At 62.7% G+C, this 22,304-nt stretch carries 23 protein-coding genes and 2 pseudogenes; 10 read left to right on the forward strand and 15 right to left on the reverse strand.

Annotation, left to right across the window (positions count from 1 at the left end):
- Positions 1-15: 15 nt before the first annotated feature.
- Complete coding sequence (gene ggt, locus EU811_RS07855; protein WP_142937931.1) at positions 16-1,857, reverse strand: gamma-glutamyltransferase; 1,842 nt, start codon at positions 1,855-1,857, stop codon at positions 16-18.
- Positions 1,858-2,063: 206 nt separating this feature from the next.
- Between ggt and EU811_RS24710 the strand changes: the two genes are divergently transcribed.
- Positions 2,064-2,336, forward strand: coding sequence for a DUF6578 domain-containing protein (locus EU811_RS24710; RefSeq protein ID WP_446698045.1), 273 nt, complete (start codon positions 2,064-2,066; stop codon positions 2,334-2,336).
- Positions 2,337-2,598: 262 nt separating this feature from the next.
- On the opposite strand, the pseudogene EU811_RS24715 reads toward EU811_RS24710, so the two are convergent.
- A pseudogene (locus EU811_RS24715) lies at positions 2,599-3,144 on the reverse strand (SDR family NAD(P)-dependent oxidoreductase); the annotation flags it as partial.
- Positions 3,145-3,202: 58 nt separating this feature from the next.
- Here EU811_RS24715 and EU811_RS07865 point away from each other — a divergent pair.
- Positions 3,203-3,784, forward strand: coding sequence for a TetR/AcrR family transcriptional regulator (locus tag EU811_RS07865; RefSeq protein ID WP_142937932.1), 582 nt, complete (start codon positions 3,203-3,205; stop codon positions 3,782-3,784).
- An 80-nt stretch (positions 3,785-3,864) separates the two neighbouring features.
- On the opposite strand, the gene EU811_RS24120 is transcribed toward EU811_RS07865, so the two are convergent.
- Positions 3,865-4,323 (reverse strand): GyrI-like domain-containing protein, encoded by a 459-nt coding sequence (locus EU811_RS24120; protein ID WP_238703347.1) that lies wholly within the window; start codon positions 4,321-4,323, stop codon positions 3,865-3,867.
- Between the two features lie 192 nt (positions 4,324-4,515).
- A pseudogene (locus EU811_RS24125) lies at positions 4,516-4,668 on the reverse strand (MerR family transcriptional regulator); the annotation flags it as partial.
- A gap of 119 nt (positions 4,669-4,787) precedes the next feature.
- On the opposite strand from EU811_RS24125, the gene EU811_RS07875 reads away from it, so the two are divergent.
- On the forward strand, positions 4,788-5,222 hold the full coding sequence (locus tag EU811_RS07875; protein ID WP_142937934.1) for a hypothetical protein: 435 nt from the start codon (positions 4,788-4,790) through the stop codon (positions 5,220-5,222).
- 59 nt (positions 5,223-5,281) lie between these two features.
- On the opposite strand, the gene EU811_RS07880 is transcribed toward EU811_RS07875, so the two are convergent.
- The 7 genes from EU811_RS07880 to EU811_RS07910 all read right to left on the reverse strand — a co-directional run bounded on the left by EU811_RS07880 (position 5,282) and on the right by EU811_RS07910 (position 13,224).
- Positions 5,282-6,235, reverse strand: coding sequence for a hypothetical protein (locus EU811_RS07880; protein WP_238703340.1), 954 nt, complete (start codon positions 6,233-6,235; stop codon positions 5,282-5,284).
- Positions 6,236-6,329: 94 nt separating this feature from the next.
- Positions 6,330-7,475 (reverse strand): glycerate kinase, encoded by a 1,146-nt coding sequence (locus tag EU811_RS07885; protein WP_142937935.1) that lies wholly within the window; start codon positions 7,473-7,475, stop codon positions 6,330-6,332.
- Between the two features lies 1 nt (position 7,476).
- The gene (dctA, locus tag EU811_RS07890; protein WP_142937936.1) at positions 7,477-8,991 is read right to left on the reverse strand and encodes a C4-dicarboxylate transporter DctA; all 1,515 of its coding nucleotides are present in this window, start codon (positions 8,989-8,991) and stop codon (positions 7,477-7,479) included.
- A gap of 95 nt (positions 8,992-9,086) precedes the next feature.
- Positions 9,087-10,184, reverse strand: coding sequence for a tartrate dehydrogenase (locus EU811_RS07895; RefSeq protein ID WP_142937937.1), 1,098 nt, complete (start codon positions 10,182-10,184; stop codon positions 9,087-9,089).
- Positions 10,185-10,317: 133 nt separating this feature from the next.
- Positions 10,318-11,226, reverse strand: coding sequence for a LysR family transcriptional regulator (locus tag EU811_RS07900; RefSeq protein WP_142937938.1), 909 nt, complete (start codon positions 11,224-11,226; stop codon positions 10,318-10,320).
- Between the two features lie 69 nt (positions 11,227-11,295).
- Positions 11,296-12,198 (reverse strand): NAD(+)/NADH kinase, encoded by a 903-nt coding sequence (locus tag EU811_RS07905; protein ID WP_142937939.1) that lies wholly within the window; start codon positions 12,196-12,198, stop codon positions 11,296-11,298.
- 9 nt (positions 12,199-12,207) lie between these two features.
- Entirely contained in the window at positions 12,208-13,224 is a 1,017-nt protein-coding gene (locus EU811_RS07910) for an SPFH domain-containing protein (RefSeq protein WP_142937940.1), read from the reverse strand.
- Positions 13,225-13,329: 105 nt separating this feature from the next.
- On the opposite strand from EU811_RS07910, the gene EU811_RS07915 reads away from it, so the two are divergent.
- On the forward strand, positions 13,330-14,064 hold the full coding sequence (locus EU811_RS07915) for an NUDIX hydrolase (protein WP_142937941.1): 735 nt from the start codon (positions 13,330-13,332) through the stop codon (positions 14,062-14,064).
- Between the two features lie 58 nt (positions 14,065-14,122).
- Here the strand turns inward: EU811_RS07915 and EU811_RS07920 are convergent, their stop codons facing one another.
- From EU811_RS07920 to EU811_RS07935, 4 genes are all read right to left on the reverse strand, one after another.
- The gene (locus tag EU811_RS07920; RefSeq protein WP_142937942.1) at positions 14,123-14,578 is read right to left on the reverse strand and encodes a hypothetical protein; all 456 of its coding nucleotides are present in this window, start codon (positions 14,576-14,578) and stop codon (positions 14,123-14,125) included.
- A gap of 160 nt (positions 14,579-14,738) precedes the next feature.
- Positions 14,739-15,332 (reverse strand): AAA family ATPase, encoded by a 594-nt coding sequence (locus EU811_RS07925; protein WP_142937943.1) that lies wholly within the window; start codon positions 15,330-15,332, stop codon positions 14,739-14,741.
- A gap of 97 nt (positions 15,333-15,429) precedes the next feature.
- Positions 15,430-16,230, reverse strand: a complete 801-nt coding sequence (locus EU811_RS07930) for an enoyl-CoA hydratase/isomerase family protein (RefSeq protein WP_142937944.1) — start codon at positions 16,228-16,230, stop codon at positions 15,430-15,432.
- Positions 16,227-17,444, reverse strand: a complete 1,218-nt coding sequence (locus EU811_RS07935) for a CaiB/BaiF CoA transferase family protein (protein ID WP_142937945.1) — start codon at positions 17,442-17,444, stop codon at positions 16,227-16,229. Before EU811_RS07935 ends, EU811_RS07930 begins: the two co-directional genes overlap by 4 nt.
- A gap of 128 nt (positions 17,445-17,572) precedes the next feature.
- Here EU811_RS07935 and EU811_RS07940 point away from each other — a divergent pair, with 128 nt between their 5' ends.
- From EU811_RS07940 to EU811_RS07965, 6 genes are all read left to right on the forward strand, one after another.
- Positions 17,573-18,337 carry an IclR family transcriptional regulator gene (locus EU811_RS07940; protein ID WP_142937946.1) on the forward strand — a complete coding sequence of 255 codons (765 nt, stop codon included), beginning with the start codon at positions 17,573-17,575 and terminating at the stop codon, positions 18,335-18,337.
- A 232-nt stretch (positions 18,338-18,569) separates the two neighbouring features.
- Positions 18,570-18,728 carry a hypothetical protein gene (locus EU811_RS23780; RefSeq protein ID WP_018778776.1) on the forward strand — a complete coding sequence of 53 codons (159 nt, stop codon included), beginning with the start codon at positions 18,570-18,572 and terminating at the stop codon, positions 18,726-18,728.
- Positions 18,725-18,988, forward strand: a complete 264-nt coding sequence (locus EU811_RS07945; protein WP_142937947.1) for a hypothetical protein — start codon at positions 18,725-18,727, stop codon at positions 18,986-18,988. Before EU811_RS23780 ends, EU811_RS07945 begins: the two co-directional genes overlap by 4 nt.
- A 582-nt stretch (positions 18,989-19,570) precedes the next feature.
- The gene (locus EU811_RS07955) at positions 19,571-19,924 is read left to right on the forward strand and encodes a hypothetical protein (protein ID WP_165450170.1); all 354 of its coding nucleotides are present in this window, start codon (positions 19,571-19,573) and stop codon (positions 19,922-19,924) included.
- A 115-nt stretch (positions 19,925-20,039) separates the two neighbouring features.
- Positions 20,040-20,633 carry an SRPBCC family protein gene (locus EU811_RS07960; RefSeq protein ID WP_142937949.1) on the forward strand — a complete coding sequence of 198 codons (594 nt, stop codon included), beginning with the start codon at positions 20,040-20,042 and terminating at the stop codon, positions 20,631-20,633.
- 134 nt (positions 20,634-20,767) lie between these two features.
- Positions 20,768-22,297, forward strand: a complete 1,530-nt coding sequence (locus tag EU811_RS07965) for a CYTH and CHAD domain-containing protein (protein ID WP_142937950.1) — start codon at positions 20,768-20,770, stop codon at positions 22,295-22,297.
- Positions 22,298-22,304: the final 7 nt, after the last annotated feature.

Here is a 22,304-nt window from a genome sequence, read left to right on the forward strand (position 1 = left end):
CTACTGCGCCAAGGTTTACTTTCCAGGCTTTGCCGGTTTCACCACCATCGCCGAACCTCCGCCACGGCGTTGGGGCTCGGCTGCCGCGGTCAAAGATCCGTCCGGATTGAACTCGACGGCGGTTGCCGCCCCGATTTCAGCCGCGGACGTGAAAGCGTCCCCGGCCGGAACCAGATCGTGCCCCAACGACTCCAGCGCAGGGCCGTACGCGTCAATGAAGGCTGGCTCCGAACTGATGGTTGCACCATTCCGGGGTGCAGCCCGCGGGGCAGCCAAGGCCTCCGAAACCGTCATGCCCAAGTCCACGCGGTTCAGGATGGTCTGCAGCACAGTGGTGATAATGGTCGATCCGCCGGGGGAGCCCAGTGCCAGGAACGGCTTCTGGTCCTTCAAGATGATGGTGGGCGACATCGAGGACCGCGGCCGCTTGTTCGGTTCGATCCGGTTGGGGTCCTTGGGGTCATAGACGGTGCTGAAATCAGTCAGCTCGTTGTTCAGCAGGAAGCCCCGGCCCGGAACAACGATTCCCGAACCGCCCGTCTGCTCGATCGTCAGCGTGTATTCCACCACGTTGCCCCACTTGTCGGCGACCGTCAGGTTGGTGGTGGAAATGTTCTCTGTATCCGTCTCATTGGCGAGCGGTGCAGCAGCAGCCGGGCACGCGCCGTCGTACGTTTCTACGTTGCCGGGGGCTACTGGCTTGGGAGCTGCCGCCGCCGGATCTATTTCGCAGGAGCGTTCCTTGGCGAAGACGTCGTCCAGCAGCGTGCTGGTGGGGACCTTCACGAAAGCAGGATCGCCAACGTAAGCGCCGCGGTCCGCGAAGGCCAACGAGCTGGCCTCGAAGTAGTGGTGCAGGGCATCCACTGGCGTCATGCCCTTGAGGTCGTAGTTTTCCAGGATGTTCAGGGACTCACCCACCGTGGTGCCGCCGCTGCTGGAAGGAGCCATGCCGTAGACGTCGTAGCCGCGGTACTCAACCTTTGTGGGATCTTGGTCCACCACCTTGTAGTTGGCCAGGTCCTGGGTGGTCATGGAACCAACGGGGACAGGAAGCTCTGTTGTTGCCGTCTTGGGTGGAGCTTGCACGGTTTTGACGATTTCCTCGGCGAGAGGGCCGCCGTAGAAGGCGTCAGTGCCCTCTTTGGCCAGTTGCCTGTACGTCGCCGCAAGATCGTGGTTCTTGAAGACACTTCCGACGGCGGGAGCGTCACCACCGGGCAGGAACAGGTCCCGTGTGGAGGTGAACGCGTCGAACCGGAGTTTGTTGTCCAACGTTTGCTGGCGGAAGGTCTGGTCCACAACAAAACCGCGGTTTGCCACCTTGATGGCTGGTTTCAGCGCGTCTCCCAAGTCCATGCTTCCCCAGCGTTCCAGCGCGCGCTCCCACGTGGCGGGCGTGCCGGGGACGCCCACGGAGACTCCGCTGGTGACCAGGTCCGGTGTGAATTTGTAGGGCTTGCCGTCGGGGTCCGCGGGGTTGATGAAGGCGTCCGGCTTGATACCCGCCGGAGCTGTCTCGCGCCCGTCAATAGTTCCCACCTGCTTGGTCTTCGCGTCATAGAAGACGAAGTAGCCACCGCCTCCAATGCCGGCGCTGTAGGGCTCGGTAACACCCAGGGTTGCTGCTGCGGCCACGGCGGCGTCGGCAGCATTGCCGCCCTTTCGTAGTACTTCGATTGCGGCTGCGGAAGCCTCTGGATCTACCGTGCTGACGGCACCGCCGTAACCTGTGGCCGTGGCTGTCTTGTCGGTTTGGCGGGGGTCGGCGAAGGCCGGACTGGCCATCGCGCCGCTCGTCGCGGTCAGTGCCAATGCTGCCGTGACCGCAGCCAATTGACGTCTCACATGAGTCATGGTGTCTCCCAGAGTTGTTCCAGACGGTGATGTGGTGGACGGTCCGGTCACCCTATCGCGGGGTTTGCCTGGGGACAACGGTTGAATTCAAGGGCGGATTGAGGGTAAGGCGCCGGGCGGCGCGGGGGGTCCCGCCCCCGTTCCTGGCCCCACACGACGCCACATCGTGCACCCTGGACGCTGCCGGTGTCTGCGACGATGGTGGCATGCTTGTGTGGCTCACGGACTGGCAAATTGCGGAAGATCATCTGCTCATCGAAGTGGGCGACTCCGTGGAGTGGACGGTCTACCCAGCCGACCGGGATTGGGTTTGGCGGTTGTTCGGCGATCGCCTGGCGATAGATTGGCAGCTCGATTCGTACGGGGAAGCGGTGGAGCAGCCTTCGCGTCGGGTTTCGGGGAGAGTCGCAGAGCTAAGCAGCGTCCGCTGTCGCCAGGAACGGGCGCCCGAAGGCCGCTTCCGGCTTGGTGATCGCTGAAGCGGGCGTCCCGCTCGTAATCTTCGAAACGCAGTTTCAGCGCCGCCTTCACCTGACCCGGTGCGTCGTCACCAATAAGAAGTCGAAGTCGCGGATCATCTACGTCCCCTACGTGCGCGAGGATCACGGCTGCCACATCCTCTGGTGAAGTTCCCCCGGCGGCTTCCGACGGCGGCCAAGGTACGCTTGCGGTGCCGAACAGTTCGGTTCGCAGTCCGTCATAGGCGGCAAGCGGAGCGCAGAAATGCATGCTGCCGCCGGCCCAGTCTGTATCGATCGCACCGGGCTCGGCCAAGGTGACCCGGATGCCGAACCGGCCCACCTCGGCAGCCATCGCCTCGGTGAATCCCTCCAGGCCCCACTTGGCCGAGTTATAGAGCCCCAGCATAGGCATGGTCCCCACGGCTCCGACAGTTGAGATCTGGACGATGTGCCCACGTCCCTGGTGGCGCATGACCGGAATCGCGGCTTGGCTAAGCCAGAGTGGACCTAGGAGGTCCGTGTCGAGGATGGCGCGTGCTTCGTCCTCGGTTGCTTCTTCTACCGCACCGATGAGGCCGTATCCCGCGTTGTTTACGAGCACATCCAGCCGCCCAAATTCCGCGACGGCCTGATCGACGGCGGCGAAGGCGCCCCGCCGGTCGCGAACATCGAGTTCCTGCACCAGGAGGCGTTGGTGGTCCGGCAGCGAGTGAGCACCTCGTGTCGTAGCAACTACTGCATGACCTGCTTCGAGTGCAGCGAGAGTCAGAGCGCGTCCCAGCCCTCGGTTCGCGCCAGAGATCATCCATGTTTGGGGTGAAGCCATGATTCCACCATATCAATAACTGGACGGACCGTCTCGTTTTAGCGGGTACCCTAGGAATATGGCGCGTCTGCGAACTCGAATATTGGTCTTTGAGGCGGCACTGACCCTGGTCCGGGAAGGCGGCCTCGGAAGCATTTCGATGGAAGGTGTGGCGGCGCGGGCCGGAGTGAGCAAGCAAACGCTGTACCGCACCTGGCCCTCGACCGGGGCGATTCTGTTCGATGCACTCCTGGCGCGGAGCTTCGGCGAGGACGGCATGGTCCACGTCCCCAACTCGGGCGATCTGGCGGTTGACCTGGAAGCACTCGTCGTTGCGACGATCGTAGAGTTGACCAACTCTACGCAGGAGCCCCTTCTGCGAGCCGTCACCGCAGCCATCCAGTCTGATGAGGTGCTGGCCTCCCAATATCGGGAACGGCTGCTGCTGCCTGAACTCAGGGCAATTGCTGACCGGCTTCGTCAAGGGGGTGTCGATGATCCGGACTCAGCTGCAGAACTGCTCTTGGGTCCGGTTTTCCACCGATGGCTCCTTCGCACCCATGCCTTTGAGCCCGATTGGGCGGGCCTGCACGTCCAACGCGTGCTTCGAGCCACCACACCACGGACGGAATTGTTGCCACCTGTTGCGGGTGGCCAGTGAGCTGCCGAATGCGGCGTCCATAACAGGACTCCGCATTCGGACCGCGTCCACCACTAACTGTGGGAAACCCTCGCGATGCCTCAGGCGCGGCGAACAGGCTGCTGCAGCTCGGTCACCCAGTCGGATTGATCGTCTGACACCGCCCGGACGTACAGTTCCCGGCACGGACCGGAGTGTACGAGCCCCCGGGCGAAGATCTCCGAATGAAGCGCCTGCCAGCTCTCCGCAATGTGTTCCATGGAGCCTAAGTGAACGCCACAGACGGCATTCTCGACCTGGGGCAGTTCAACGATCTCGAAGCCTTCGCGGGCTGGTCCCGAATAGGCATAGCCTGCGATGATTTGCAGGCCGTCTTCAACTGTCTCGTAGAGCGCAACCGGTGTCTCCAACGTTCCACTTTCGCCCCCGATGATCTGCGAGACAGCGTCAAAGGCGGGCCCCACGGTGCCTGCAACCTCGGGTTGTTCGGCTACGACCGCGCGGCGGGCTGCCAAGCGTACGGCCGGCAGGGATTTTTCGATAATTTCAATCTGTGACATGTGATTCTCTTTCTCGATGAGATGGAGCCGGCGTTGCACGTCCAGGAGCCTTGCAGCAGCGATCCGGTGTTCCTGCTCAACTTCTGCGCGGCGAATCCGCAAGAGAGCCGCGATCCGATCAGCCTCGACGCCTTGGTCAAGAATCGACGAGATGTCGTTGAGGCCGAAGCCAAGCTGGCGCAGGGCAACAATGCGGTGAAGCCGCTCAAGTTGAGACGGATCATAGGACCGGTAGCCGCTGAACTCGTCAACGTGGGCTGGTACGAGCAAACCCGCGGTGTCCCAATGCCGCAGCATCCGATGGGTCACCTGCCCGATCTGCGCGAAAGCTCCGATGGATAACATGACTCAGTTCTCTCGTCTTCCACAGTGTCAGAGTCAAGTATCGCCCGAACGCTGCTTTGTTTTGCTGAACATCGACGTCGGTGCGCACAGGATTGCGTTGACGGCGTAGCCTCGGCTTTATGGGGAAATCATGTGGTGTCACTGTTGTGGGCTTGGCCGCGATACTCGCAGGATGCGCGGCCTCACCATCGTCCATTTCCGAGTCTGATTTCAGGGGCGGACTTCCGTCGGAGGCGATTACCGCTGATCTGGATACCCACGCCAAGGAGCCGTACCTTTCCTTGGGTCCAGCGGCCGGATGGTTGGACGCCGGTGCAAAGTTTGCGGTCGCCCTCAGCGGCAGTTCCAGCTGTCCGGCTTTCCCCTCGTCGATTCAGGTGCTCAATTCACAGCACGTGAAGTTGGAGGTCGCGACCCATGATGCACAGGCCTGCACAGCCGACATGGCCCCACATACCTACGTCATCAAGACTCCCGCAGACGTGGACTCATCCCGTGAGGTCACGCTTGACGTCGGTGAGACGCGGGTGCTGCTGCCTCCATTGCCCCGGTAGCCAGAGCAGGAGGCGACTACAACGTCGCCGCGGTAACCAAGAGTCCGCCGGCGGATGCTCTACTGGCTGGCTCCCTGCCGGGAACCCCGGCGGGACAATATTTCCTGGACGCCGACGCCCACCAATCCGATGGCAAGAGCCAGCAGAATCGTGGGCAACGCCCCTCCGTCCGGTCCGAGGACGCGTATGAACACTTCGCGGCCCCTCGACAACATTTCTGGGATGTCTCCGGCCAGCACCCGGGTTCCGAGGACGGATTGGACGGCGGTGAACAATGCCGGAAGCAGCCACAGGAAGAGAATGTTCAGTGCCCAGGCAACCGCGCGCCGGGGTGGACGGAGACCACACCACGCCAGCGCACAACCCACCAGCACGGCCGGAACCCATCGGGCAACAGTAGGCACCGCGGTGGGAACGTTGAGGAAACCCACTACGCTCGCTATCCACACCACAGCCCAGGAAGTGACCGGAATGGCCATGAGGCCAAAGCCGATGGTGGCTTTGACGTGGGATGGGGACGCGATGAGCAGCATGGCCACAAACGACGCAATCACTGAGCCGATCACGCCCGCCAGAAGGCCGCCGAAATAGAGGCTGGACAATGTTCCCGGAGCCAGTCCCTCGTGCAACACGGAGAACGATTGCACGGTGGCGGTGAAGTGCACCGCGAAGACGCCGGCAGCCGCGCACCACATGGCGAGTCGGCGGCGGGTTGGTGACCAGACGCGAACGGCCAATCCGGCAAGCGCTCCGCCGACCGTAAGCAGGGCGACGATGGTGGTCGCCTCGTACTGGCTCAGGGGTAGAAGGGCAGGAGGCATCTGAGCTGGCATAACCTGCGTAGCCCACAAATTTTGTAGCGGAAGCGTGGCACCTGTAATCCACCACGGCGCGAGCCCCAGAATGCCGGAGAGTAGGCCGATCAACCATCCCCAGAGGGCGTCCCGGCCGGGCTTACCGGAAGGCTTTATGGCCGGGGCGGGCGTCTGGACAGTGTTCTCGGGGTAGCTCACGAGGCTCCTCGTATGAGTCTGGACATGGAGTGCCCGAGCCTACAGGAGGCGGGCCAGCCACCCATGCTACACCGAGTGGATTAATTGGCTCCCTTCAGGCCCGTGCCATCCCCAACACGTCCTCGATGATCTCCCGCCCAATAAACCGCAGCAACTCTGCCGACAACCCGGGGTCCATCGAGGAGTCCTTGTCCGTGTAGTCGGTCAGTGCGTAGACGGACGTCAGGGACATTTCGGTCCATTGTTCACGTACCAGCAGTGAGCGTCCCGCGACGGCGACGATGGGCCGCCCAAGGGAACGGCGGGCGACGGCGGCGGGCAGCTTTCCGGCCAGCGTCTGCTCATCGATGCTTCCTTCACCGGTGATGACCAGATCGCAGGCGTCTTTGCGGGTGTCGAAGTCCAGAAGGTCCAGGAAGTAGTCTGCGCCGGAGACCTGCTTTGCGCCGAGGAGCAGGCAGGCGAAGCCGATGCCGCCGGCGCTTCCGGCACCGGGGTGGTGGGGAAGTCCGGGATCAGCGAGTCCGGCGTCGGTGAGGACTGAAGCGAAGTGGACCAGCCCGGCGTCGAGCGTTGAGACGTCGGCGGGGGTGGCGCCCTTCTGGGGGCCGAAAACGGCCGCCGCGCCGGTGGGCCCGTGCAGGGGGTTGTGGACGTCTGTGGCGAGGATGAGTTCGACGCCGTCCAGCTCCGGGATGAGGGAGCCGGTCGCCGAGTGGAGGCGGGGCAGCGAGCGGCCGGTGCCCTCCAGCAAAGAACCGGAGTTGTCCAGGAACTGCAGGCCCAGGGCGGTGAGCATTCCCATGCCGCCGTCGGTGCTGGAACTGCCGCCCAAAGCCAGCACAACCCGGGATGGACCCAGCGTCAACGCGAACCGGACGGCTTGGCCGAACCCACGGCTTGAAGCATCCAGTGGGGCAAGGGCGGAGCCCGGCAAGACGGCCAGGCCACAGGTGTTGGCGACCTCCACCACTGCCGTAACGCCGTCGAACGCTACGGTGGCGTGAACCGACTGCCCGGTGGGGCCGGTGACGGTGACGGAGTGGCGGTCGAAGCCGGAGGTGACGGCGGCGTCAACGCTGCCATCACCTCCGTCTGCGAGGGGAAGGAGCTCGCACTGGACCGTTCCGGAACCATCCGACCCTGCTGAGCGGAGCCCTGCTGCCAGTGCAGCGGCTACTTCGGCGGCGGTGAGGCTGCCTTTGAATTTGTCGGGAGCAATGAGAACGGTGCGGGTCATCTCAGACGGTCTCCGAGTAGGCGGGGCGGCGGTCGGCTGAGGCGGCTGGCCTGGATGGTCCATGGTCCGAGGCAGGTCCCGCACCAGATGAGGGGTCCTTTGGCCCGTGGTGCCCGTACTCGATCAGGTCGTCGTCGATGTCGGTGACCTGGTCAGCGTGGACGGGGTCCTCGGAGGGCAACGGTTCTACCGGTTCGCCGCGGAAGACCCGCCGGGCGCGGTCGGCATCGAGGGTGCGGTCCCACCAGGCGATGAAGAGCGTGGCGACGGCGTTGCCGGTGAAGTTCACCAGGGCGCGGCATTCGGACATGAACTTGTCGATGCCGAAGATGAGCATGATGCCGGCCGCGGGGATGGTGCCAAGGGTGGTCAGTGTTGCGGTGAGGGCGATGAACCCGCCGCCCGCAACGCCTGCCGCGCCCTTGGAGGTCAGGAGCATGACGGCGAGGAGGCCCAGTTGCTGGCCGATGGTGAGGTCCGTGTTGGTGGCCTGGGCGATGTAGAGGGCGGCGAGGGAGAGGTAAATCGCGGCGCCGTCCAGGTTGAAGCTGTAGCCGGTGGGGACTACCAGGCCAACGGTCTCCTTCTTCACGCCGGCGTGCTCCAGCTTGCGCATCAGGCCGGGGAGGGCGGGCTCGGCGGTGGAGGTGCCCAGGATGAGCATGTATTCCTCTTTGAGGTGGCGGATCATGGTGAAGATGTTCAGCTTCAGGAACGCCATGACGGAGCCGAGGACGATCACGACGAACAGGATCGAGGTGACGTAGAACAGGGCGATCAGTCCGCCCATGCTGGTCAGTGAGGAGACCCCGTATTTGCCCACGGCGTAGGCCATGGCCCCGAAGGCACCCAGCGGGGCGGCCTTCATGATGAAGCCCAGAATTTTGAACATCACGCTGGTGAGGCGTTGGACGCCGTCCAGCACGGGGGCACCGACCTTGCCCATGGCGTTCAGGGCGATGCCGAAGATCACTGCGATGAAGATGATCTGCAGGATGTTGCCTTCAACGAAGGGCGAGACCATGCTTTCGGGGATGATGTGCGTGAGGAACTGCCACCATTCCTGGTGCTGGCCGGCGTCGATCAGCTTGGCTGCGGAGTCGGAGGTTTCGATAGTGCTCGCATCTGCGTTGACGCCGTCACCGAGCCGGAAGATGTTGATGGCCACGAGGCCGAAAAGCATGGCGCAGATGGTCCCGATCTGGAAGTAGGTCAGGGCTTTCAAGCCCGTCATTCCCACCTTCTTCAGGTCGGCCACGCTGGCGATGCCACCCACGATGGTCAGGAAGACAATGGGTCCGATGAGCATCTTCATCGCATCCACGAACGTGGTGCCGATCGGTTCCATGGCGATGCCGGCCGCGGGGGCAAGCCATCCGACCAGGATGCCGACAACGATTGCGGTCAATACCCAGAAATACAACTGCCTGTACCAGCGGGTCTTTGGTGGCGCCTTGGTGCCTGAAGTGGCTGATGTGCCGGAAGCGGCTGCGCCGTGGGTGCTGCTGTGGTCCATGATTCCTACCTCGTTGTGGAATGTCTCTGGAGTGAAACTGAAGGGAACGTTCGACGGCGGCGGGCCGGCCGCCGTCGAACGTTTGAGTCCGCGCTTTAGACGGTTGCGAGAGTGGTGACCAGTGCCTTGATGATGGCCTCGGTGACATCCTCGGTAGTGGCGTCGCCGCCGACGTCGCGGGTCAAGTGGCCTGAACCGGTGGCGGCTTCGATGGCGGCCTCCACACGGCGGGCTTCCTCATGCAGGCCGAAGTGGTCCAGCATGAGCGCGGCGCTGGCGATCGCACCGATCGGGTTGCTGATTCCCTGGCCGGCGATGTCCGGTGCGGAGCCGTGGACCGGTTCGAACATGGACGGGAAGCGGCGCTCCGGGTTCAGGTTGGCGCTGGCGGCCAGGCCAAGGCTGCCGGCCAGTGCCGAGCCGAGGTCCGAGAGGATATCGGCATTGAGGTTGGACGCCACCACCACCGACAGGTCCTCGGGCTTGAGGATGAATTTGGCGCTCATCGCATCGACCAGCACACTCTCGGTCTGGACATCCGGGTAGTCCAGGGCCACGCGGTTGAAGACTTCGTCCCAGAGCACCATGCCGTACTGCTGCGCGTTGGACTTGGTGACCGAGGAAACCTTCTTCACGGTGCGGGTCCGGGCGAGGTCGAACGCGAAACGCATGATGCGCTCGCAGCCCTTTTCGGTAAAGAGCGCAGTCTGAAGGGCGACTTCGTTGCCGGGGCCTCGGCCGCTCAGGTTGCGACCACCAAGGCCGGCATATTCGCCTTCGCTGTTCTCGCGGACAACCACCCAGTCGAGTTCGGTGTTGTCAGCCTTGCGGAGTGGGGACTGGACGCCGGGGAGGAATTTGACCGGGCGGATGTTGGCCCACTGGTCAAAGTTCTGCGTGATGTTCAGCCGCAGGCCCCAGAGGCTGATGTGGTCCGGTACGTTCTCCCAGCCAACGGCTCCAAAGTAGATGGCGTCAAAGTCCTTCAGGGCTTCCAGGCCCTTGGGATCCATCATGAGCCCGGTCTTTGCGTAGTACTCCGATCCCCACGGAAATTCGGTCCAGTCGAACGCGAACTTGCCGTTGGAGTTCTCAGCCAGAGCGTCCAATACGCGGCGGCCGGCGGAAACAACTTCCTTGCCTACGCCGTCGGCGGGGATAGATGCGATGCTGAATTTCTGGGTGGCGCTCATGCCTACCTCCTCGTTGAGTTTGTTAGCAGTGAGCCTGTTAGCCGGGTCACACTGTTCTTCCTCTTCAAGTAGACGGCGGAGGGGTAGTCGGCGTCCAAGACCAGGTTTCGATACGGCTGATAGGTACTACCTATCACTCCCTGGTCCCAGCAGTGCTGGCGGTGTGGGAGGCAGCAACCTGTAGGAAGGCCTTGGCCGCAGGGGTGAGGTTCTCCTTCCGGCTGAGCACCGCGACATCCAGGTAGTTCACCGGTTCCACCAGCAAGGTCCGGAGCCCGGCCTTATGAGCAGTGGGCGCCCACGACGACGGCATCACGGCATGCCCCACACCGGCCAGGACCAGCGGCAATATGGAGGTCCGGTGGGCAACTTCCACCACGATCTCCACCTCCACGCCATGGGCCAACGCATCATCCACGAGCCAGCGCATGAGTGATCCCCGCTGGCTGGCGATCAGCCGGTGGCCGCCGAGTTCCTCGCGCTGGATCGCTGTGTGGGTGGAGGGGAACGTGTCCGCCCGTGGATTGACGATTAGGATGAGCGGTTGCCGCTCCAGTTCAAGGACCTCGACGCCGGGTACCTTCACCGGCGTCGAAGAACCGGCCAGCCCTACCTCGTGGCTGCCGCTGCGCACCGACTCGATCACTTCCTCCGGAGTGAAAGCCGCACCAACATTGAGCCGAACGGACGGATGGCGTTGCGTGAACGCCGAGATCATGGAGGTCAGGGGCTCGATTCCCGGGGAGGGCATGGTGATGATGTCCAGCTTCCCGCTGCGGATCCCCCGCAGGGACTGGACGGCTGCCTGTGCTGCATCCAGGTCCCGCATAACCAGCCTGGCTGGTCCCACCAACTCCTTGCCCGCCTCGCTCAGCACGGCCCGCCTGCCGATGCGGTGGAAGAGCGGAACGCCGAGTTCCTTCTCCAGGCCGGCTATGGTCTGGGACAGCGACGGTTGCGCAATGAGGAGATGCTCGGCTGCCCGGTTGAACCCGTCATGATCGACGACGGCGAGGAAGTACTTGAGCTTTCGCGTGTCCATGGGTTTCTTTCGGATCCTGGGTGGGGGCTCCGATAGTTTATGCCTATCAATCGGCTGGGTCAGTGGACGTCATGCCACCAGCCGTAGCGGCTTCTGCCCCAACTGCACCGTGATCTCCTGTCCCCACGATGCCGTGAGCCGGTCATCTTCCATGCCGTCGCCGAAGACCACCAGCTGATCGGAAGCGACGGTAATCCGCAGAACCTCGCCGCTTTCCAGGACACCCTCGGTCAGTGAAGCTCCAGTGACGGGGGAGGGCCATGCTTCGCGGACGAACCACGCGAGCCGCGGATCGGTGGGTGCCGGGAGGGCCCGTCCGCCGCGTTCCAAGGCGATCGAGGCGCACCAGCCCGTGGCGCCGGTGCCCGTGGAAACGATAAGGCCCGACGACGACTGCCGCTCATTCTGCCCGCCCGGAACCGTGAAGCTCGGGACCGTGATGGAGTACTTGGCGGATTGGTGTGAGGCGTGCCCGACGAAAACTTCGTTGAGCGCCGAAAGCTGCTGACCGTCGTCGAGGGTTGCCGTCACGGTGGTGAGATTTTGGCAGCGAAGGCGGGCAGCATCGCCACTAGCCATAAGTGCTGCGGCCGCTGCGGGGGTGTGCCGGACCAGTACGCCCGGGTTTGCGCCTGGCTCAGGATCGATGCCGATCACCGGCTGGCCATTCAGGTACTTGGCAACGTTCGCCACGAGTCCGTCCTGACCTACCACGGCGATAATGTCCTCGGCGGTGAGCAGGAACCGGCTGAGGTCTGCGCGTTCCACCTCGGCTTGCCGCCAATCAGATGGTACGGAAGCCCTGATGGTTGCCAGCGCGTCAGTCAGGCGGTCATGCCGGTCTTGAACGTCCTGGATGCTGCGGCCGCGGGTGCGGAGGAAAAATTCGGCCTGGCCGCGGGTGGCGTGCCGGTCCAGGAGTTCCTGGAGTTCGGTCCGCCGGTGGACGATGACGATGCGCGGGGTTGCCATGGGGTGACCTTACTTGGCTTCGGCTGTAGCGTTGGGTTCCTTCAACAGCCCGGCGAGTGCTCCGCTCAGCAGGTCCGGGGTGATGGTGAGGTTCCCGATGTTCGGCAGGCTGCCGGCTGCGTCCTTGAGTGCCAAAGCGAGCAGGGTGGCCTTTTCCATGCCGCGGTAGACCTCCATGGTGGCGGCTTCGCGGGCTGCAGCTGCTTCGCCTACGAGCCGGATCTGCTTCGCCTCTGCTGCTGCGCCAATACCCTTTCGTTCCGCTGAACCTTGGGCCTCGATGAGTCCCGCGGCGGCCTTCTCTTCAGCAGCGCGGCGGGCGTTCGCGCCCTCTTGGGCCACCAGGTTTTCGCGCCGTACGGCCAGCTCGATCTGGCTGGCCATCTCGTTCTCGGAGATGGTGCGTTCACGCTCGACGGCGACCGCCCGCCTCTCGTACACGGCCCGGTCCGCTTCGGCTTGGAGCTGTTCACGCACGGGTGTCTGCAGCGCACGTTCGACGTCGGCCTCGGGTCGGATGGCCAGTACCTGCACGCCGAGGATTTCGATGCCGGTGGACTGGAGCCTCGCGTCGGCCCGCAGTGCCTCGGTGAGGACCAGCCGGAGCTGGCTGACTCCGCGTTCCAGTGCCTCGGCCAGTGTGGTGGTGGCGATCTGGTCGATCGCGTGGCTCTGGCACAACTGGCCGATGATCGTGGAGACCTGCTCGCGTCCGGTTGCAGGTGCTTTGCCCGCAGTTTGCAAGCCAAAGTCGAGGCGGGTGGAGACGGCCACGGGATCAATGAAGCGGTACGTGACGTTGGCCTGAACGCTGACGTCCTGGTGGTCGCGGGTGATGGCGTGGAAGAGGGTGGGCAGTTCCTGATCGTCCACGGGTACCTCGCTCAACACGGAGTTCGCGGGGCGGAAGAAGAATGCCTGACCAACTCCTTGGTGCCTGACGGACCCTTTCTGGAGGTGGACGACGTAACCGGTGGGGCTGCCAAGGAAGTGGCTGATCCAGGGGTAGCGCTTGATGTTTGCCATGATGTTCGCCTCTTTCGTTTGCTTCTCGTCAAGTTGACGATAACTACACAGTAGGGGTCGCCGAACTTTATTGTCAACATGACGATAACTATCTACAATTGACGCATGTCTGCATCCCATCCAGCACCCGAGCGCTTCCCGGTGACGGTGGACGTCGTCGCCCTCACTGTGCGCGACGGCCAGTTGAACGTCATGCTCATCACCCGGCTCATCGAGCCCTTCCGCGGCAAGCTGGCACTGCCGGGTGGCTTCGTCCTTGCGGGCGAGGATTTGCTTGAAGCTGCGGGCCGGGAACTTGCGGAGGAGACCGGCGTCGAGCATCTTCCCGGGCACCTGGAGCAATTGGGTAGTTATGGCCCGAAGGGGCGCGACCCCCGCGGTGACGTCCTCACTGTGGCGCACCTGCTCCTGGCACCGGACTTTCCGGTGTTGTCGGCGGGCAGCGACGCTGAACATGCCGCTTGGTATCCGGTGCGGGACATCCTTGACGGGAAGCTTGAGCTGGCCTTCGATCACGCACGCATCCTTGACGACGCCTTGGAGCGGGCAAAGTCCAAACTCGAATACTCACCCTTGGGCGCCGCATTCTGCGGCGAAGAATTCACCATCGCCCAGCTCCGCGCAGTGTACGAGGCAGTGTGGGGGACGCGCCTTGACCCGCGGAACTTCCACAGAAAAGCCACCGGAACGCCGGGCTTCCTGGAGGACACAGGACGAATGACAACGGGCGACGCCGGTCGGCCGGCTGCCCTGTTCAGGCTCGCCCCCGAGGCGCGTCCGACGCCGGGCCAGCCCACCCGCGCGGTACTGAACCCGCCGCTGATGCGGCCGAGAGAATAACGTACCTGCGCACCCACCTGGGTAACAGCAAACGCTCTACTGAGGGCTCAATAGGCCGTCATCTGTCCCTCAGTTTGCCAGCATGGGTCAGGATGGACGCTGCTGTGGACTCGGGGTCCTGCGTGGAGATGAGCCACGTGCGGCTGGGGGTCTCCAGGACGATGGCCGGACCGCCGACCAGCAGCCCCCACGTTCGCTGGCCCAAGTACCGGACGCCGAAGCCTTCGATCATGGAACTGGATGGCGCAGGGGAGGCATCACCGATGTCCTGCAGCGGAATTGTCTTGGAGTAGAACGGCCGACATTTGACCGTCAGGTTCTGGCCTGTCGCTTCGATGGTCACGCTTATTCGGAGTACCGAAACTGTCAGGAGCGCAATCGCCGCAACCAGCGCTGCGCTCATCATCAGAACTCCGCTGGGAATGGCCGTTGCAATGATGAAGAAACAGAGCAGGCCCACCACGCTAGCGATGACCTTCTGAGAGCCGCGACTGATTCGGGCCTCTGAAATCATTGGTGACGTCCATGGGAGTGTTTGCCAAGTGTGCGCATGGGGCGAGCCTACTGGTTGTGGGATGGGGAACTAGTCCAGTGGTCGCGTGGCCTGAGTGCGACGGGCCGCCCAACTGGGTGATAGCAAGCGCTCCAATGAGCGCTCAGTAGGACGTTATCTGTCACCTGGTCAAGTGGCCGGGGGATTTGCTGGCGGAGGTGATGACCCGGTTCAGCTGGGCCAGGACGTTGCCGGGCTCGCCGTTGGCGTCCACCTCAACAAAGCTTTCATACTCAGGTAGGGAACGGTAAGCATCCCGGAATGCCGTCAGTTCGGCAACCGTCTCCTGGTCCGTGCCACGTGCCATGACCCGCGCGTGGGCAACGGTGGGATCTGTGTCGAAGTGGACGTGCAGGTCGGCTGCGGGTAGCTTCTCCAGCAGCCACGGAAGCAGCCGCCCACGCCGCAAGCCGTATGCTTTCCGGAGTGCCAGCTGGCAGTGGAGGTGGCGGTCCATCACCACCAGGCCATCAAACTGCCGGGCCCGTGCATGGTTGACCAGAACGTTGAACAATCGAACGCCGGTTTCAATGAAGTCCAATACGCGTGGTGCCGCTGTCCATCCAAACCGCTGGGACAACAGCGACATCCTCCGCCGGGCAGCGTGATTACTGAGCAGCAGGGCGCTTCGTCCTTCAGCGCGAGCCGAATCGACCAAGGCACGGGCCGCCGTCGTTTTTCCTGAGCCGTCAATTCCCGTCAGAACAATGAGCATGAGCCCTCCCTTCGTCTTCTGTACAACTCGTTCCATGTACAACGCGGGGAGGGCGCCACTTGTGCCGATTGAGGCGCAGATCACATCACGGGGCAGCTTAGTCCACAGGCCGCCACGTGAAGCGGGGTTGTTGCCGATTCAGGAATGCGCTGATGCCGATCCCCATATCCGGGCTGTCCGGCATCGCCGACCAAGCCTCAGCCCATTCCCGATCAACATCGGATGGGGCGGCGTCCATCAGTCTTTTCATGGCATGCATGGAGAACCGGGAGCGGCTCCGCAGCGTGCTGACAAGTGCTGCGCACTTGTCTTCAAAGGATTCGGAAGGCACGACGTCGGCCACCAGCCCGAGCGTCCGGGCTTCGGTTGCGCTGAACGTCAGTCCGCTGAGGAGGATGTACTTGGCGTTGGCATGTCCCACAAGCCGGACGAGCCGTTCGATGCCCGGGCGGGGGTAAATGATCCCGATCTTGGCCGGAGTCAGCCCGATCACTGCACGTTCGTTGGCGATGATGAAGTCGCAGGCTGAGGCGATCTGCCAGCCGCCGCCCATGCAGGCGCCATCCACCAAAGCGACGGAAGGCTTGGACAGGGAAGCGATGGCGGAATCGGCCCCACTGAGATGATCCACGGTGGTGCCGTCCGGTTGGGGATCCACCAGCACCGAAGAGAGTTCACTGATGGAGGCCCCGGCGCAGAACGTGTCCCCGGTCCCTCTTAGCACCACCAGGGCAACGTCCGGATCAGCGTCCAGACGCGGCATCAGTTCCTGGATCTCCAAGCACATATACCGGGTCAGGGCGTTTCGTTGTGCCAGGTTGCTGATCTCCACGGTGGCCACACCGTCAGTGATCGAGACGGCCATACGGCCAGCCCTGACGTCAGAAACTGTGGTCATCGCTGTGCTCCGATCTTTGCCGGCCCGCACACAATGCGGCCCTCGCGCTCAAGCCGGGTGACGTCGTCGTGCGTCATTCCAAACTCCATCAGTACATCTGCGGTGTGTTCGCCCAGAAGCGGTGGGGGCGAGAGGATTGCGCTGGCCTCGCCATCCAAGCTGAGGGGGCCGCGGAGCAGGGGGAGCTCGGAGCCGTCCAGGCGCTCGCGGCGTTGCACGAGTCCCAAGGCGGCAACCTGTTCCGAGGCGAGGGCCTGCTTGTAGTCATAAATAGGGCCGCAAGGTATGCCGGCCTGGCTGATCAGAGGAACCCACTCGGCGGCGGATTTGGCCGCCAGGGCAGTTTCGATGAGCTCCGACAACTGATCCCTGTTGGCAGATCTGTCCGCCCCGGTAACGAACCTGGGGTCCTCTACGGCCCGGGGAACACCGAGCAAGCCGCAGAACGCCCGCCATTGCTTGTCGCTTCCCACGGCAATGTTGATGGACTCCGTGGCCGTGGCGAACATGCCATAGGGGGCGATCACAGGGTGGTTGTTGCCCTGCGGCGTGGGTGCTTCGCCGAGGCTAAGGGCCTTCTGCCCTTGGAAAGCGGAGAGATTCAGTGCTGTTTCCAGCAGGGAGGTTGACACTCGGCTGGGACGCTCGCCGTTCCGTGCACCCATGAGCGAGGCCACGATTCCAAAAGCACAAATCATTCCTGAGGTGATGTCCACAATGGGCACACCTACGCGGTAGGCCGAGCCCGGTCCGGGGCCGGTGACGGACATCAGGCCGGACATTCCTTGGATGACCTGGTCCAGCCCGGCGTCGTCTTTGAGGGGGCCGGTGTTTCCGAATCCGGTCACGGAGCCCACCACGAGCCCCGGGTTCAGCTCTTCCAGCCGGGCAGGAGTGAAACTCATTTTCTCCAGTGTGCCGGGCTTGAAGTTTTCCACCAGGACGTCCGCGTCCTCGATCAAGCCCGAGAGGATCTCGCGTCCTTCATCTGAATAGAAGTCCAAGCAAACGGACACCTTGTTGCGGTTAACGGAGTCGAAGTACAAGCTATGGCCGTCCTGGAACGGGGGCCACTGGCGGGCCGTGTCACCGCCGTTGACGCTTTCCACTTTGATGATCCTGGCACCCATGTCGGCCAGGAGCGCGGTGCAGTAGGGGCCGGCGAGGGCACGGCTGAGGTCGATAACGGTTATCCCGCGGAGTGGTTTGAGCATGGTGTGCACCTTTCGTGCCTGCAAAACTTTAGCTTGCTTCATCGGTTCACTGGATGAACCGTTGGTTCATTTTGGGAAGTCGCCTGTAATGTAGGGCACTGAGGGAAGTCGGTCAAGCAGGAGTGTGGATGAGTACGCAGAGCGTGGTCACGGCGATTCGTGTATTGGAGGCTGTCTCGGACAACCAGCCGGCAGGCCTGTCTGAGCTAAGTCGCGAGGTGGACGTACCCAAAGCGACGGTGCTGCGCATGCTTAGGACACTGGGTGAATTGGGGTGGGTGACGCAGTCGGAATCCCAGGCCGGGAAATGGGTGCTGACCAACCACGCCTTTGCTGTTGCGAGCCGTGGAAGCAGCGGTTCGGTCATTCGTGACGCCGCCATGGGCCCACTGAACGCGCTGCAGCTGGACACCACCGAGACCGTTCACTTGGCCGTGCCGGACCGCGGATACATGCTGATCATCGAGCGCCTGGACACCCCGCACGTTCTCCGGGCGTTCCTGCCCCTGGGTTCGCGGCTCCCCATGCACGCTTCCTCCACGGGGATGGCCTACCTTTCGGCAGCCGACGACGCATTTGTGGATGAATATCTGGCCGGTCCGCTGGAAGCTTTGACGCCCCAGACCGTAGTAGACCCTGCCCGGCTTCGGGCGATGATCGCAGACACCAGGGCCCGGGGGTACTCCATCAACGAGCAAGGCCTCAGCACAGGAATCACATCAATCGGTGTTCCCTTGTTGGGCACGGGCGGTGTCGCGGCGGGCTCTATCTCCATTTCCGGACCATCAAGCAGAATTGTTCCGGCCAAGTACCAGGAGTACGGCGAGGCGGCGGCGGGGACTGCTTTGGAGATCAGCCGCGCCTTGGGAGCGTTCTCCACAAAGGGCTACTAAGTTTCCTCTCTGAATACTTCGTTCCGGCCTAATGCGCGCCTATCATGATGCTATGTACGTACCCCTTCACGGGCAGAGGGTCCGTTTGAACTAATTCCGTGGGGGTACGTAAGCGATATAGGGAAGAAATTCTCTCATCGGTGCCCGTTGGCATGGGTGGCGCTTCAGTAATGGAGTACCAGCGGACGCCTTCCTGAATAGACAACAGTTATTGAAAGGGATGCGTAGCTCAATGAACACTCTCTTAATAATCGCCGGTGTTATAGCGATCATCTTGCTCTTGGTAGGCGGATTCAATCAGGCCCTCAGCTTCCTGCTGTGGGTGGGAATCATCCTGCTGGTGCTGGCACTGATTGGCTGGGTAGTAGGCCGAGGCCGGTCGCGCGTATGACAACAGACCCAAGCGAAGTTGCAGGTTTTGCCCAAGTTCGCGATGGGACCACCACCCCCGGCAACCCTATTCCCAGGGATCCGGGGACGCCCGGCCAAAGCAGCCAAGTGCCTGCAGGTGATGCTTCGTCGGAAAGTCCGGACGACGCCGTCGATACCGGTCCCAGCGAATCGGCCAGTCCGCCCGGACCAGCCGAAGAAAAGGACGAGAAGACCGCGGACCCGCGTGGTCTGACTACCGAAACAAATCCTACGGATTGATCGGCACCAGCGCGGCCGCGAGCAGGAGATATCCCGTCCGCGGCCGCGCTCTCATGGCAAACCAGGATCTGTGGTTTGCTGCTAATTGCCGGGCCTTGTCTTAGCGATTGGGAAAAAGATGCGAATCGGTTCAATCATCGGGTTGTTGGTGGTGGTGTGGCTCATTATTGGAGCTATTGCTGCCGGTCAGCGGGGATATTTCACATCACCGCCCGCGCAGTGTTCGCAGTTTGCCACCATAGCGCTGAATATCGTTGCCGGCCCGCTGAATTACACAGGCTTGGATCCTCAGGGTGGCTGTGAGATTCCACAGCCGTCATAAGTAGATCCGCAGGACACCTCTCCGGCGCGTTGGCGCCCGCGCGCACTCAAGCCCGCGCACACTCACGCCCGCTGATGGCGCCTGCCGTGATGGCATCCGACCCGCGGCATCCAACCCGCGGCGGCATCCTAGCCCCCGAATGGCCTTTTACTAAGTTTGCTGACTATTATCGTCAAAGGCATGGACATGCCACCAAGGGGCCTTATAGGTTCGAAGTGTTCCATTAACACGTTCCACCGCTCAGGGAAAGGACAGTTCACATGGACAAGCAGAATGCCACACCGGAAGAGGAAGTGGGAGGCTACGGCACTCCTACCGCGGAGCAGGAAGCCGGCGGAGGGCAGGCACAGCCCCGCGTGGAAGAAGACATCGAGGAGGCTTCCCTCGGAGAGGGCACTGGCGCGCCAAACCTCAGCCACCTGAATCCTGAGGACTCAGACAGTGCGGGCGAGCCCGGTGCCGGCCGATTCGGCGGTACTGAGGAGCAGGCCCACGCGGAGCAGTCCTCGTTGCCTGACGGCAATAACGGCAACCTTCCGGACGGAAGCGGCAACGACCTTCCTGAGGAAGAGTCTCCCAACGACGATGACGAAGAAAGTTTCGACGCCGGCTAAGAGCTTTGGCTGGCGCGCTTTAGACAGGCGCGCCACTGGTTAAGCAGCCAGCTGGCTGGCGCGCCACCAGCAGTACAGCATGAGCACCCGAGACGAGATCGAAGGAGCAAAATCTATGGCTACCGTCCATAAATCAGTCGAAGTGGATGTCCCCGTATCTGTCGCCTACAACCAGTGGACACAGTTTGAGGCGTTCCCCCAGTTCATGAATGGAGTGGAGGCCGTACAGCAGATTGACGAGACCGGCCTGCACTTTTCAACCAACGTGGGTGGAGTGAAGCGCGAGTACAACGCGCAGATCATAGAGCAAGTCCCGGATACCTTGGTGAGTTGGGCCAGCGTTGACGGGCCCCGCAACGGCGGCACCGTAAGCTTTGAGCCCCTCGACGCCAGCCGCACGCGGGTGAACGTTGAGATTGTCTGGGAACCCGAGGGCCTTGCTGAGAAGGCGGGTTCAGCCCTTGGTGCGGACAGCCTCCGGGTTGGCGCGGATTTGGACAAGTTCAAGAAGTTCATTGAAGCCCAAGGCCATGAAACGGGTGCTTGGCGCGGCACGGTGTCCGGGGGCGATGTTGATGACACCGGTGAACCTTTTGGTAGCGGGGGAGTGGCAACAGCCGAATTCCCGTCCGTCGACCCGGATCTCTCAGCCCCCGCGGCCAATGAGGGGCCTGCCGAGCCGCCCCAGCCGCGCGCTCCTGGTCTCTAGGCACTCTGGCGCCAGGCTGAGGACTGGTTCAAACTGGATATCGAATCATCAGTAGCACTAGCGAGGGCCGGCCACCACAAGGGCCGGCCCTCGCGGCATAGCTAAGACCAGCGGCAGAAGGAGTTCTGACAGCGATGGCAACGTCTTGGAGCGTGGAAGCTGAGCAGAAATTCGACGCCGAAGCGTCCACGCCGCTGCCACGCCTTGACGCGATTGACGGGGTAAGCCGTGTGGGCGAGCCTGGCACGTACAACCTGGAAGCCGTCTACTTCGATACACGGCATTTGGCCCTCGCCGCCCGCGGGATCACGCTGCGCCGCCGCACAGGGGGACCCGATGCAGGCTGGCACTTGAAGCTCCCACATAGCGCGGGACGGCGAACGGAGATTCAGGCACCTTTGGGTACTGCCGATACTGTCCCGGTTGAACTCATGGACCGCATACTGGCCTACACCCGGGGTGATGCAGTGGCCGCCATCGCAACTCTGAACACGGAACGTACCAGCTACTCCTTGTACGGCAAGGATGGCCACCGCATGGCCGACTTTGTGGATGACCGCGTCCGCGCCCGGTCGATGCTCGGCGAACCGCGCGATATGACCTGGCGGGAATGGGAGGTGGAGCTGGCACCGGATGGAACTGACGACGGTGACGACACCCTGCTGGGCACACTGACACAGCAACTTTCCCAGGCCGGAGCAAAGCCGAGCGAGCGTACCTCCAAACTGGCTACTGCGTTGGGCGACGCTTGGCCTACGTCGGAACAGACAGAACGTGAAGCGCCCAGCGATAGTGGTCCTGCAGTGACACCAGTGCTCCTTTATCTGGAGGAGCAGGTGGCTGAGATGCTCCTCCAGGACTCCCACGTACGCCTCGCCCGGGACGATTCAGTCCACCAAATGAGGTCCCAGATTCGCCGAATCCGTGCAGTGCTGCATGGTTATAGCGAGCTTTTCGCGCAGGCCGCGGTGAAGGATCTGGAAAGGGAGCTGAAATCGCTTGCAAAGACACTTGGCCGGTACCGCGATGTGGAGGTTTTGCACGAACGGTTGAAGGTCAGCCTCGATCAATTGCCGGGGAAGCTTGTCCTGGGTCAGCTCGGGGACGAGTTGGAAGAGCGAATGACCCTGAGGGCCCGGAATGCGATGTCTGCCGTGAAGAACCGGTTGAACAGCCCGCGCTACTTCACGTTGCTGGACAATCTGGAGTCCTTTCTTAGTCATCCGCCGCTGACATCAGAGGCTTCCGCGCCGGCGAAGAAGGCCACGGCAAGGCTCGTCAACAAAGCCGGCAAAAGGCTCCGCAAACGGCATGACGCAGCGGTGGGAGCCGCCGTCGGGCCTCAACGCGACACGGCGTTCCACGAAGTGCGGAAGGCCGCCAAAAAGTTGCGTTTTGCCGCAGCGGCAGTGGAGGCCATCCACGGCAAACCCGCGGTGAAGCTGGAGGATGCCGCCCACAGGATTCAATCGATCCTTGGCGACCATCAGGACAGCGTCGTGGCCCAAACGGAACTGCTGAAGCTGGGGTCCGCGCCGGGCGTCAGCAACGGCGCTTTCACCTATGGAGTGCTCCATGTGATGGAAAGCACCGCCGCTGAAGCGACGCTGGACGAGTACCTGCGGAAGGGAAAGAAGGCGCGGAAGCTTCGCCTGAAGAAGTAGGAGTTTG

Source organism: Arthrobacter sp. TS-15 (assembly GCF_006964045.1).
Lineage (GTDB): Bacteria > Actinomycetota > Actinomycetes > Actinomycetales > Micrococcaceae > Arthrobacter.